General features: G+C 41.7%; 12 protein-coding genes and 1 pseudogene. 12 read left to right on the plus strand and 1 reads right to left on the minus strand.

Going from position 1 to position 12,099, the window contains the following annotated elements:
- Together IM322_RS12005 and IM322_RS12010 are read left to right on the plus strand one after the other, a co-directional pair.
- Positions 1-304 (plus strand): PIN domain-containing protein (locus IM322_RS12005; protein WP_287699097.1); only part of this gene is annotated, 304 nt, incomplete at its 5' end.
- Positions 301-534, plus strand: coding sequence for a hypothetical protein (locus tag IM322_RS12010; RefSeq protein WP_024969355.1), 234 nt, complete (start codon positions 301-303; stop codon positions 532-534). The genes IM322_RS12005 and IM322_RS12010, both read left to right, overlap by 4 nt.
- Here the strand turns inward: IM322_RS12010 and IM322_RS12015 are convergent.
- Positions 529-654, minus strand: a complete 126-nt coding sequence (locus IM322_RS12015) for a hypothetical protein (RefSeq protein WP_287673510.1) — start codon at positions 652-654, stop codon at positions 529-531. The genes IM322_RS12010 and IM322_RS12015 overlap by 6 nt on opposite strands.
- Positions 655-829: 175 nt before the next feature.
- Between IM322_RS12015 and IM322_RS12020 the strand changes: the two genes are divergently transcribed.
- The 10 genes and pseudogenes from IM322_RS12020 to IM322_RS12065 all read left to right on the plus strand — a co-directional run bounded on the left by IM322_RS12020 (position 830) and on the right by IM322_RS12065 (position 11,708).
- The gene (locus IM322_RS12020; RefSeq protein ID WP_287673508.1) at positions 830-1,066 is read left to right on the plus strand and encodes a YlcI/YnfO family protein; all 237 of its coding nucleotides are present in this window, start codon (positions 830-832) and stop codon (positions 1,064-1,066) included.
- A complete protein-coding gene (locus IM322_RS12025) occupies positions 1,063-2,277 on the plus strand; it encodes a hypothetical protein (RefSeq protein ID WP_287673507.1) in 1,215 nt (404 codons plus the stop codon). The genes IM322_RS12020 and IM322_RS12025 overlap by 4 nt, the downstream gene beginning before the upstream one ends.
- On the plus strand, positions 2,270-3,427 hold the full coding sequence (locus IM322_RS12030; RefSeq protein ID WP_287673505.1) for a caspase family protein: 1,158 nt from the start codon (positions 2,270-2,272) through the stop codon (positions 3,425-3,427). Before IM322_RS12025 ends, IM322_RS12030 begins: the two co-directional genes overlap by 8 nt.
- A 2-nt stretch (positions 3,428-3,429) precedes the next feature.
- Positions 3,430-5,037 carry a VMAP-C domain-containing protein gene (locus IM322_RS12035; RefSeq protein WP_287673503.1) on the plus strand — a complete coding sequence of 536 codons (1,608 nt, stop codon included), beginning with the start codon at positions 3,430-3,432 and terminating at the stop codon, positions 5,035-5,037.
- A 1-nt stretch (position 5,038) separates the two neighbouring features.
- Complete coding sequence (locus IM322_RS12040; RefSeq protein WP_287673502.1) at positions 5,039-6,151, plus strand: AAA family ATPase; 1,113 nt, start codon at positions 5,039-5,041, stop codon at positions 6,149-6,151.
- The gene (locus tag IM322_RS12045; protein WP_287673501.1) at positions 6,151-8,997 is read left to right on the plus strand and encodes a formylglycine-generating enzyme family protein; all 2,847 of its coding nucleotides are present in this window, start codon (positions 6,151-6,153) and stop codon (positions 8,995-8,997) included. Before IM322_RS12040 ends, IM322_RS12045 begins: the two co-directional genes overlap by 1 nt.
- A 63-nt stretch (positions 8,998-9,060) precedes the next feature.
- Entirely contained in the window at positions 9,061-9,447 is a 387-nt protein-coding gene (gene avd, locus IM322_RS12050) for a diversity-generating retroelement protein Avd (protein WP_287075796.1), read from the plus strand.
- Entirely contained in the window at positions 9,437-10,495 is a 1,059-nt protein-coding gene (locus IM322_RS12055; protein ID WP_287673500.1) for an RNA-directed DNA polymerase, read from the plus strand. The genes avd and IM322_RS12055 overlap by 11 nt, the downstream gene beginning before the upstream one ends.
- 96 nt (positions 10,496-10,591) lie before the next feature.
- Positions 10,592-10,678: pseudogene (locus IM322_RS23705) on the plus strand (hypothetical protein); the annotation flags it as partial.
- A 175-nt stretch (positions 10,679-10,853) separates the two neighbouring features.
- Positions 10,854-11,708, plus strand: a complete 855-nt coding sequence (locus tag IM322_RS12065; RefSeq protein WP_287673498.1) for a formylglycine-generating enzyme family protein — start codon at positions 10,854-10,856, stop codon at positions 11,706-11,708.
- Positions 11,709-12,099: the final 391 nt, after the last annotated feature.

Genomic DNA, 12,099 nt, shown 5'->3' on the forward strand with positions numbered 1-12,099 from the left:
CCTAGTTTTTGAGTACGAAGAAATACTAAAAAGAGAACAACAACAAATAAGCTTAAATAATGAAGACATAGATAATATTATTAATGGAATTTGCCATCTAGCTAACCATCACGAAATCTTTTATATGTGGCGACCATTAGCCAAAGACGAAGATGATGACTTCCTGATAGATTTAGCCCTTAAATGCCAAGCGAGCTTTATAATTAGTTATAATCAAAGAGACTTAAACCCTGTTGAAAAGTTCGGAATTTCCGTTGTAACACCAAAACAATTCCTACAAATACTAGGAGAAATCAAACCATGAAACTAAGCACCAACATTCCAGATGCCTTATATCAGCAAATTGAAATCTTAGCAAATAAACAAAGCATACCAGTAGAGCAACTGGTAACAATGGCATTAGCTGCCCAAATATCCTCTTGGATGACTAAAGATTATCTAGAGGAAAAAGCACAACAGGGAAGTTGGGATAAGCTTGAACAAACATTAGCTAAAGTTTCAGACAGAGAGCCAGAAGATTATGACAAACTATAATCCTTTTTTTGGTAAATCTAGGTCAAAATCCCAAGTTAAAGCCAAAATTGTTGCCGAATACTTTTGATCTAAGGAGAATTTTGGCTCTTCTAGGTTCTGTGTGATAAGTTTAGCTTGCATAGGATCGATCTTTGTGTCCTTTGTGTCTTTGTGGTTCGTTACACCCCCTTGCTAGGAGGAATGTATCTTAGGACCCACCAAACCCAAGAGAGCCTCGTTCGCTAAGAAAAATGAATAAAAGGGTGACACTTAGCCATACGTTTGGTAGCATGGCGGGATAAGAAATGTAATTGTTATGGGCAAACCACAAATCGCCGTCCGAATTCCCCCACCCCTCCTCGCCGAACTCAACCAGTACGTCGAGCGGGTTGGCACGTCCAAGACAGATGTGATCATCAGTGCGATCTCTCAATACCTAGGCTGTGCCGAGACTGTGCCGTTGAGCCAACGGGTAAGCGAACTGGAACTACAAATGAAAAAACTGAGGACTTTGATCGAATCTTATTCAAGCACCGAGGAGGGGAATCAGTGAAGAAATGCGATTGCGATCTAGTTTTTATCCACGGTACAGGGGTACGAGAACCAGCCTATAGCAAAGTTTTTAGCATCATTAGCCAAAAATTGAAAGAGCGCAATGAAAATTTGTGTTTTCATAAGTGTTACTGGGGGGGGTCTCTCGGCACGACATTAAATGCGGGAGGACTATCTATTCCAGTGTCGGATCAAAAAAAAGCCTCAGAAACAGATTTAACTAATGAAGAGTATGCTCTGGGTTTATGGGAGTTACTATATCAAGATCCGCTCATCGAACTGCAAATCCTAACCATAAGTTCCGAGGACAAAAGAACTGTTTTTGGGGAAAAGCTAGGCGAGGATTTGGATAATCGGGTTCGAGCCTTAAATCCATCCTCTAATCTCCAAGAAATGCTCGATCAAGCTGGCATTGGCGAGTTTTTTCCTCAATCCCAATCCATTATCGTCAACGAAAGCGATTATCAAAAAGCGATCGAATCCGCCACAGAACCATTAGGAGAATACCGCATAGCGATCGCTCGTGCGCTCGTAGCTCAAAGTTCCCTTTTGGTAAGGGATAACTATGGCGAATTCGCCCTATCAGTCAATGGCGAATTGCGCGATCATATTGTCGAGCAAATAGCGGCAGAGCTAGGGGGCACGGAAAAAGGAATTTTATCTGGCATAAAACAGAGTATTTCTGGCACAATCAGGCGTATTATCAACAATAATCTCCAAAGACGGCGAAGTGGATTTTCAGAACAATACAGCGGTACTTTGGGAGATATTTTGATGTATCAAGCAAGGGGACAAAAGCTTAGAGACTTTGTTTGCGTAACCATTAAACCTCTAAAAAAACCGACTGTATTAATCGCTCATAGCTTGGGCGGCATTATCTGCGTTGATTTGCTGTTACAGCAACAATTACCACAAGTAGTTTTGTTGGTAACAATCGGTTCTCAATCCCCGATTCTCTATGAATTAAATGCTCTAGTGGGTATGGAATATAACCCTAATGCCAACTTACCAGAAACTTTTCCCCACTGGTTAAATATTTACGATCGCAACGATTTTCTCAGTTATGTAGGGGAGAAAATATTCCCCGGAAAGATACAAGATGTCGAAATCGATAGTAAACAACCTTTCCCTGAGTCTCATGGTGCATATTGGAACAATGACAAGGTTTGGGATGCAGTTTGGCAGAAGATGGTGGAGGTAGCTAATGGCTGAACCATCGACAACACAAGCAATTTTAGTGGGAATCGAAAAGTATGCTGATTCTAGGTCCATTCCAGATTTGAATGGCCCGGTCAATGATGTTTATCAGTTCTGTCAATGGTTACGAGATCGCAATGTGCCTCCCGAAAATATTTCGGTTTTTCTCGCGCCACTCGATCGCAATGTCGGAATTGCTGACAAGATTACCAATCTCATCGATAGTAAACCCTTAGAAGCAAACAAAGATATAGTCAATAAAGCTCTGCGTGAAGAAGCGAGAAAGAAAACAGCAACTTTGTTTTTCTTGTTTTGGTCGGGACACGGTTGGATCGCTTCACAAGGCGATCGCCGATTGATTTATGCCGATGCGACAATGGAGGATCTCAAGAATCTAAATTTAACTGTCCAGCTTAATGCTATGCAGACCGATTTATATAAGAATTTGCCTCGACAGCTACTAATTTTTGATGCCTGTGCCAATTCCCAACTATTAAAGATAAATCCACCGGACGATCTTCCTGCTATTGGTAAACATTTGCCAAGTCAAAAACAAATGGCAATGTTTGCGGCTAATCCGGGAGAATATGCGATTAATAAAAGTGATGAGCAAATGGGCATATTTTCACGAGAACTATTGAATGAATTGAACTCATCAAAAGATACAGAGCTTTGGCCACCAGATATGGAAGAGGTTATGCAGAATGTGCAGGAAAAGTTCATTAAGCTTCGAGAGGATGGACAAACCAGGCAAACTCCTTCATATCTTTTATATCAGGACTGGGGAGGCAATAGAAAAGAACGATTTAGCGAAATTGAGCCAGCCACTAAAGCAAGAGAACGAGATAGTGTTCAGCTACCTCGTGATTTGACTATCCAAGAATTAGGACTATTGCGCGATCTTTTTTTACAATGTCAGTCAATTCGAGATTCCCAAAGTCGAAAAGATATTATTTTGAATCTAAGGAAAGAAATAGCAAATAACATAATCATGGAAGGTAATGCAAATACTGTAGTGTTAAGTGCAATTAGAACTTCCCGCAGTTATTCAGGAGGATTGGCAGAGCTATTAGACGTTATTGATATGCTCTACGAAAATAATTCTGTTGCTATGCAAAATTTAAGAAGAACTACAATACAAATGTTGCCAGAGGAGTTCAATTAACAATGTTGTTGACTGTTCCGATAAAACCTAACGATCTAGGATTTAATGAGTTAATCGAAGCCTTAGAGAATTGCCCTTCTATCCAAGATCCTCAAATGAGAAAAGATGTAATTGATTTTTTCCCTGATATTGGCAAACAAGTAGAAGAACGAAATACTGTTCGTGCTTCAGTATTGAGTATTCTCAAAGCATTCAGCGGATATCCAGATCGATTTGATGAGTTAATCGGGGCGATTGATTATTACGAACAAAATAATGGTTATTTTAAGACTTTAATTCAAGTTGTTAGAGATCTTGCCAGACAACAACAAGAAGCAAGAAATAAATCTAATAAGACGAGTACTCTTTTTGAAGATGTTGAATTAAAAAATAATGATTGCGACGAGACATTTGAAAGTTTGTGGTCAGAACTATACTTAATTCTCAGCACAATAATTGATTGGAAAGATATTTGGAAAGCTTGCTGTAAAATTGAAAATTTTATCAAACATGACGAAATATTTATTAAAAGCTTGTGTTTTACCAAGAATTATGAGTTATTAAAACAAGTATTTCTCGATCGATACGAACCTACATTATTGATAATCAAATTAGCTCAGTCACTAAAAGATGATAATGAACATATAAAATCATGGTTAGATAAAGCTAATCATAAATTGGAAAAAACTGAAAATGAAAATAGTTCTTGCTTGCCACCGATCTTATTAATCATAATTGAGAGAGGTGGCGATGGACCGAATCAAGATAAGTGGAATGTTCGAGGACAGTTTAAAATTCAGGGTAAACTATCTGAAATCTCATTATCTAAAAATAAAAATGGTATTGATTGTACTAAATTTGAAAATATTCCAACAGCGATAAAATCATACATTGATTATCTTGAAACTGATCCTCAATTTCGGGGTCAAGCAATTGATCAGTTGAGAATAGAAGTATTCATTCCACTTTCCGATTTACATTCTAGTCTAGATAATTGGGCAATGATTTGTGAAGAAGAAGCAACTATATCATTGGTAAGAAATTACCGATTATTTTTACGAAGTAGAGAACGCATACGAAAAAATAGTCGCATTGGATCACTCAAAAAAGGATGGGAAAGAATCCATACTTTTTTGAATGGTGATTGTCGTGAAATATCCAAGAATATTCTAGCTAATGATATAAATAATACTCCAGCCTCTAACATAATTGAGATTCTTGGAGATACTCAAATCTCTAATTGGAAAGAATTAGAGATTTTTATGAAAAATTGCTCAATTCTATGGGGGATTAGATTAAAAGATTCTCTCTCCATCGATAGATTTGAGCGCATGAGGTTTTTTGAGTCTATTTTTGATAGTGGTATTCCCATAGCCGTTTGGAATTGGGATAGTATTCCCTCAGAGGTAGAATTTGAACAGCAATTTACAGAGTGCCTGAATTGGGGTAATTTATCTAACCGATGCCGCGGCTTACTTGAAAAAACTTGGGAGCTAAGAAGTGTTGTATGGGGGGCTAGAACTGAAACAGAGCGTAAACAGTATCCAGGTTATTATCTCGGTATGTTGCTGGAAGACCCGGAAATCTTGCCGGAAGAAAATAAATTACAAACAATAGGAGTAAACACATAAAATGGCAGAAGAAACTAAATCAGTTCACTGGCATCCTTTTAATGGCGGAGGGAAACAGCTACCAGCATCTGAAACTCTCAATCTTCCCCCTCCACCTCCTTGGAGAAAATTCAATAGACCTATTCTCCCTAAAGATACCGAACGTCGGTCAGATTTATTGAAACTTGTCGAGAGTGAAAAGACCGATCGCGATCGCGGTGAAAAATTCCGTTTGTCAGAAATCGCTGACAATGAAACCAAAGAAATCGCTGACAATGAAACCAATTCTCAAAATGCTCAACTTCAGAAAGCAATTGATCTAGTCATCGCCGGGGTAAATGCGGCTTTATGCTTGCGTCGTCCCCTGTTAGTGACAGGTCGTCCCGGTTCGGGAAAAACCTCCCTTGCCTATGCCTTAGCATACCAACTGAGATTGGGTCCGGTTTTAAAATGGTCGATTACGGCTCGAACGACCCTTCAGGATGGTTTGTATCGTTATGATGCGATCGCCCGTTTACAAGAACCAGATTCCGAGGGCAAACAAGATATTGGCTCTTATATCACTTTAGGAGCTTTGGGTACGGCATTTCTTCCTTCAGTTTTACCCAGAGTGCTTTTAATAGACGAGATAGACAAAAGCGACATCAATTTACCCAATGACTTGCTCAATCTGTTTGAAGAAGGCGAATATGAAATTCCCGAATTAAAACGTTGGACAGAGAAAAACCCCAGTCAACCAGTTTCAGTTTTTACCTGGGATAAAAATCTTCCTCCTGTCGAGCTAAATAGCGGAATAGTGGGATGCCATGCTTTCCCCATCGTCGTGATGACCAGTAACGGGGAAAGAGATTTTCCTCCAGCCTTCAAAAGACGTTGTATCAGAATCAAGATGCCCAATCCAGGCATTAATAACCTGAAATCTATAGTCAACTCTCACATGGGTGATGAATATTTTAATAAGTCTAGCGATCGTATCGGTCAATTAATTACAGATTTTTTCAATAAAAAAGATTTGGCAACGGATCAACTCCTTAATGTTGTATATATGTTGACCGGTGGTGCAGAATCCACTTTCGATCACGAATCCCTTAAAGAGTTACTGTTTAAGAGTTTGAATGATACCGAGGGATTGTGATGAGCGATGCTTTTATACTGGAGAAGCCAGACCGCTTCGAGCGGTTACTTAAGACTCTCAATCAGTCAGAGCTAGAAATGACTAGCTACGAATTAGCTGATTTGTGCTGGTTATTGCTCCATTCGCCTCAGATTGTAGAATCTACTGAAAGTAAAGCAGAAATTAACCAAGAGGAGCCAAATAAAAATCAGTCACAAAATAACAATCAGTCACAAAATAACAATCAGTCACAAAATAACAATCAGTCACAAAATAACAATCAGTCACAAAATAAAAAGTCTGGGGGACAGTTATTCCCACGACAGCAAAGCAAAGACTCATCCAGTGGCGGTGGTTCTTTAACTTTTCCAGTTGATAATCCATCAGATCTCGGCAGTTCCTTATCTTTGGCAAAAGCCTTAAAAACATTATTGCGGCGCGTACCTACACGGGATCGCCCGAGTATTTTGGATGAAGTACGAACAGTCGAAAGTTTTGCCGCGACTGACGGAAAAATCTTGGTTCCTGTTTTTAAACCAGCCTTAGAACCTTGGTTAGAACTAGCATTGGTATTTGATCGCAGTTCCTCGATGGATATTTGGCATCAAACGTTAGCAGATCTAAAAACCGTACTACAACATTATGGTATCTTTCGTGATGTGCGGGTCTGGCAATTAGCTTCCAAGGAAAATAATCTAGTTCTCCATGAAGGATTAAACAAGACTAATTCTAGGGTTTATCATCCTAAAGAATTACTCAATCCTAATGGTCGCCGCCTCATTGTAGTAGTTAGTGATTGCGTGGCATCCTATTGGCAAGATGGCAAGATGTTTCCGCTTTTAAAATTGTGGAGTCAATCGAGTCCATTAGCTATATTGCAGATGCTTCCAGAATGGCTTTGGCTGAAAACTGGCTTAGGATTGGGAGCGAAAGTAACTTTAGTTAGTGATGAACCTGGTTTAACTAATAGTCGATTAAAAATTAGAGACGTGCTGCTCTGGGAAAACGTCTTTCGTGAACAGAATCGTTTACAGATTCCTGTTTTTACTTTGGAACCTCTCAGTGTCGCACGATGGAGCGGTGTAGTCGTGGGGCGCGGCGACACCAAAGTAGCAGGATTTGTGCTGACTCCCGATACCAAAGAAGAATTAGAACCCGAGGGTAAGCTAAATTTAACTCCAGAAGAAATAGTTAGACGATTTCGCAATAATGCTTCGCTTCTAGCTCAAGAATTAGCAGAATTGTTAGCGGCGGCACCGACAATTTTTCTGCCAGTAGTTCGATTGATCCGTAAGGAAATGTTACCAAAAGCAGGTCAAGTCCAAATCGCAGAAGTATTTTTAGGCGGTATTCTTCGCGTTCGTTCGTTAGGGATTAAGGAAACTGACCCAGATGCGGTACTCTACGATTTTATCAATCCAGAAGTAAGAAAAATTTTACAATGCAGTTCTACTCGCTCTACTACAGTAGATGTATTTGATCGCGTCTCCAAATATATTGCCAAACAACTGAACCTAGAATTGCGAGACTTCCTCGCTGAATTGAAAAAGCCTCCAACAGAAGTAGGTATAGATATACAAGACATCATTCGTCCTTTTGCCGAAGTGGCAGCCAGTATTTTAAGGAATTTGGGGGGAAATTATCAGGCGATCGCACAGCAATTAGAGCAAGGTCAGCCAAAAGCGACTCAAACAGCTAGAGAAGAAGACTTTCTCACCCAATTCACCCCAGAAACCACCACGATCGAAGTCGGCAGGCTCACCATCCTCGAAGGTGAAGCCGAAACCGAGTTCATCGCCCTGCGGGAACAGTGCGCCAGCTTGAACCTAGAAGACGGCGACCTCTACGAACTAGCGATCGAATCGGGCATTAAAGAGCTAGAAGCTCAGATACTCTTTATCTATAATAAGCGAGCGGAACAAACAGACTTACCCCAATGGGACGGGGAAACTGTATTTGTCGATCGACAAGGAAATATCATTAAACGTCAACCCGTCACCGCTAAATATTACGAAGAAGAGATTCCCTTTAACAAAAGGAAGGATCAACCCCCCGCGGGGCTAACCGAGATTAGAATGCTCCTCATCCCCGGCGGAACTCTGCTCAAAGACGGTAAGACTATCTATATAAAACCCTTTTTTATGGCACAGACCCCCATCACCCAAGCTCAATGGTGGGCGATCGCCAGCCGTAAAGACTTAAAAATAAAAAATAATCTAGACCTAACCCCATCACGATTTAAAGACGACTATGGGGAAACGAGTCATTGGTTACGGCCTGTAGAAAATGTGAGTTGGTTCGATGCGATCGAATACTGTGGACGACTAGCCAAGCTAACCAAATTCCCCTACGCCCTACCCTCTGAAGCCCAATGGGAATACGCCTGTCACGCCAATACAGAAGCCCTTAACAAGGGGGGTCAGGGGGGATCATATCCCCCTTTCCACTACGGCGAGACCCTAACTGCAAAACTAGCCAATTACGACTCACAGCAAACCTACGCCGACGAAGCAAAAACGGCAAGCCCCAAGCAAACAACCCCTGTCGGTAACTATCCCCCCAACGCCTTTGGTTTACAGGATATGCACGGTAACGTCTGGGAATGGTGTATGGATCTGTGGGATGCTGAAGAGAGGGCGATATCGGGTAGCGATCGCTTTGCGCTCGACAATAACCCGACTAATCTACTAGATAAAAATATAACTATGCAGTTATTAAGTGATAAAAATACAAAGGTACTACGCGGCGGTTCTTGGAGCGACCTTCCGTGGAACTGTCGCAGTGCGAATCGTTTCTGGTACTACCCCGACGACCGCCTCAACAGCAACATCGGTTTTCGAGTTGTCTGCCGCTTCCCCAGGACTTGATTTCCCTTTATTCTTTTCTCTTTTTCCCTTTTCCGGCGATTTTTTGGGGACTAATTAGTACACATGAACCACAACGAAAAAGAATTGTCAGTTATTCAAAAAACCTATGACCTCATCCTCTGGTTAAACCCGATATTGAGTCGTCTTCCCCGCAATTATCGCTTTACCCTAGGGGAAAGGATAGCCAATAATCTCTATCAATTACTAGAAGGATTGATAGAAGCCAAGTATAGTCAAGAGAAAGAGGAAATTTTGCGTTCTCTCAACCCTAAATTGTCGGTTCTCTACTACCAAATACGGTTAATGGTTGACCTTAATATTATGTCCGATAAACGTTACGAAAATCTGAGTCGATATTTAGTCGAAATCGGTAATGAACTAGGGGGCTGGCTAAAATCCCAAACGAAAATCCCACCGGTTAACCTAACCGGAACAAAGAATGGTCGTTAGAATTGGCAATACATGGGAAAAAATTATCGAATTTGAAAACCTCCTAGCGGCCGCTAGGCTCGCGCAGCAAGGTAAACGCTATCGCCCTAATGTCCTCGCCTTTAACGCGGAACGGGAGCAAAATTTAATCAAGTTGCAAGATGAGCTAATCGAACAGACCTATCATCCCGGTCAGTACCGCAGTTTCCGTATAACAGACCCCAAACCACGCCTAATTTCGGCGGCCCCCTATCGAGATCGCATTGTCCACCACGCTCTCTGTCGGATAATTGTACCTGCGATCGAGCGTACTTTTATCTTTGATAGTTATGCCAATCGAACTAGATTTGGGACACATCGCGCCTTAAAACGCTTTATTCACTTTGCTCGCCATAATCGCTATATTCTACAATGCGATATCTGTCAATATTTCCCCAGCATCGACCATGAAATCCTAAAAAGTACCTTACATCGTAAACTCAAATGTCCCCGCACCCTAGCCCTAATCGATCTAATTATTGATAGTAGCAATCCCCAAGATCCCGTATCTAACTACTATCCAGGTGATGACCTGCTAACCCCGCTCCAACGTCGTCGAGGACTTCCTATCGGTAATCTAACCAGTCAATTTTTTTCTAATGTATTTTTAGACGGATTTGACCATTTTGTCAAAGAAAAATTGAAAATTCAGCAATATTTGCGCTATGTTGATGACTTTGCTCTATTTAGTGATGACAAAGAGATACTCCAACAAGCACGGCAGGATATAGAAGCCTACCTTACGACCTTACGGCTAAAAATTCATCCCGTCAAAAGCCAACTCTTCGCTACTGTTCACGGTGCGAATTTTGTCGGATATCGAGTGTTGCCAGATCGTATTCGAGTTCGTAGCGATAACCTACAACGGGGAAGACAGCGTTTACAAAGTTTACAAAGAGAGCTAGAAGCAGGTCTTTTGAGCCAAAGCGAATTCGAGCGAAGATTAACCGCTTGGTTCGCTCACCTGAGCCATGCGGATAGCCATCATTTGCGCCAAAAAATCTTAAAAAGTATTGGCAGACTATCCTAAATAACCACTGAGTCGGCATAATAAAAACATTGGGGTCGGCAATAGAGCGGCGGTTCTTGGAACAACAATCCGAGGAACTGTCGCAGTGCGAATCGTAACAGGAACAACCCCGACAACCGCAACAACAACAACAACGGTTTTCGAGTTGTCTGCCGCTTCCCCAGCACTTTCCCACTGTGGTGAATATTTGCCAGAGTTAATTCCAGAGCCGGTGGATGGGAATCCATCGGGCGTGAAGTAGGGAAAGTCCAGACCGACTCCGGCGATATCCTAGAGGTATCCAAAAATCAACCGAAAAGGAGAGCTTGGTAGGGAAACCGAAGAGTTCTTCTTTTCAATCCACCGGCGAACGACAGCAGTGACCATCACAATTATCAGTAAGCTTAGTCAGCAGATAACGGTTTATCAAGAACCCCTAATAGAACTCTCTCTCGTCCTCGTACCGTCCGGTGAATTTCTGATGGGATGCCCGAAGGGAGAAAATGGTGATGAGGATGAACGACCCCAACACCCCGTCAGCGTAGAGAGCTTTTTGATGGGACAAACCCCGATTACCCAAGAGCAATGGGCGGTGGTCGCGGGTTGGGAGAAGGTAGTAGAATATCTAAATCCCGACCCTTCGCAGTTTAAAGGCGACCCTCGGCGACCCGTGGAGCAGATTAGTTGGCGAGATGCGATCGAATTCTGCGCGCGGCTACGTCGGAAGACCCAGAAAGATTATCGGCTACCCACCGAAGCGCAGTGGGAATACGCCTGTCGAGCGGGAACCACAACCCCCTTTTACTTTGGCGAAACCCTGTCAACGGAATTGGCTAATTTTGATGGTAACTATACCTACGGCCCTGGCAGTAAAGGCGAATATCGAGAAGGAACAACTCCGGTTAAGAGCTTTCCCGCGAATGCTTGGGGAATCTATGATATGCACGGCAATGTCTATGAATGGTGTTTAGATCCTTGGCACAACAGCTATCAGGATAAAACACAGACCGATAGCGAAGTTTGGGATGAAGAACAAAGCGCGGAGCAATATTTACTTGATGAAAATAATGTTATACAACTATTAAGTAATCAAAGAATAAGGGTACTACGCGGCGGTTCTTGGAGCAACAATCCGAGGAACTGTCGCAGTGCGAATCGTCACAGGAACAACCCCGACAACCGCAACAACAACAACAACGGTTTTCGAGTTGTCTGCCGCTTCCCCAGGACTTGATTTCCCTTTATTCTTTTCTCTTTTTCCCTTTTCCGGCGATTTTTTTATTGCTTATAGTACATATAGACTATTCTTGATACTGTAGAAGAGAACTCTCTAACCCTTTTTCTCTTTTTTCCCTTTTTACCCTCATTCCCTATTTTTTCTCTTTTCTTTTCTTTCCCACCTAAGGGCGGGTCGATTTTTTTGAGAAAATGGCGTTAATGTTAAATTTTATCTTAAATGTCGGGTGAAGACCCTCAGTTTCACCGACGGGATGAAACCCGACCAATATAGAACAGCGAAGCACCACTAAATCCTTGACAGTTTTGTGCTGGATATGTTAGTATAAAGAAAGTTGTTTGAGGTCGGTCAACAATGATTGTTTTAGAAATGAAGGCGGTAGTCAAAC

This window comes from Microcystis sp. M109S1 (genome assembly GCF_020247025.1).
Taxonomy (GTDB): Bacteria; Cyanobacteriota; Cyanobacteriia; order Cyanobacteriales; family Microcystaceae; genus Microcystis.